We start from the raw sequence: 953 nt of genomic DNA, 5'->3' as shown, positions 1-953 counted from the left end.
GTGGCTTCGAGGGTGACGGGTTGCTCGAGGAGGGTGATCGTGACCGTGGTCGGGGTCGTGTTGGTCGTGTAGAAGTTGGTCTTGAAGTTGACCAGGGTCAGCCCGTCGGGTGGCTGGATCACGAGGGTGCTGGGGTCGAGCGGAAGCTCCGCAAACGCTCTCCGGGCGTCCTCCGCTGTGACAACCGGTTGCGTGTCCTCTCCACAGACGGTCGCGCCGATCTCGGAACCAGTGACGGCTTCCACCACGCTGCATGACGCGGTGCCGACGGCGAGGGCTGGCTGAGTGGACGACGCGGAGCCGTGGTCGGTGCTCCCGCCGGTCTGATCGCGGCGCTTGTCGCCAGCCACGGTCCAGAATCCGCCCTGGCCTGCACCGGCTGTCACTGTTGGCGGCGGTGGTGGTGGCCGTGGCGGATCCTGGGTCGTAGATGTCAGTGCGACAAGTGCGACTGCTGCTGCGAGATGCCCGGGCATCTCACACGACCTCCATCACGTCGAGCCGCCAGTGGTTGTCGACCCACAGGACATCGACCACGTAGTTGGTGGTCGATGCCTTGAACTGCTGGATCTGTCCGTCGGCATCGACGGCAGTGTGGGCGACGTTGGTGATCTGAGCCTTCGCTTCGAAGGCGTAGAGGCTCCGGTTCTCGGCCTCCAACTTGGTCACGGCAGTGAGGCTCGGGGTGTAGCGGCCATCCGTGATGTGGCCCCCGCCCCGGTACACCTTCCTGACCGCTGAGATACCCGCATCACACCGGTCGCAGTTCGGCCCCGACACCGCCTTGAGCGCCTTCACGTCGCCGGTGACCTGGGCGTAGTTGATCAGGTCCCAGTAGTACATGATGAACGCCCGAGCCCCGGCCTCGCTCGCCTCCTTCGCGGCGGCCGGCAGCTCAGGTTCCACCGGATCTGGAGCAGCCGAGGTCGGCGTCTCCATCTTGCCCGTGGGGC

At 66.0% G+C, this 953-nt stretch carries 1 protein-coding gene and 1 pseudogene; both read right to left on the bottom strand.

Annotated elements, in window-relative coordinates; all coding sequences use genetic code 11:
- Positions 1-350 (bottom strand): annotated as a pseudogene (locus FHP29_RS21460) (hypothetical protein); the annotation flags it as partial.
- Between the two features lie 127 nt (positions 351-477).
- On the bottom strand, positions 478-953 hold a 476-nt coding region (locus FHP29_RS01210; protein ID WP_240044229.1), incomplete at its 5' end, for a DUF6318 family protein.

Origin of the sequence: Nocardioides albidus, from assembly GCF_006335005.1 — a bacterium.
Taxonomy (GTDB): Bacteria; Actinomycetota; Actinomycetes; order Propionibacteriales; family Nocardioidaceae; genus Nocardioides; species Nocardioides albidus.
This window is presented reverse-complemented; position numbering and strand designations above follow the sequence as displayed.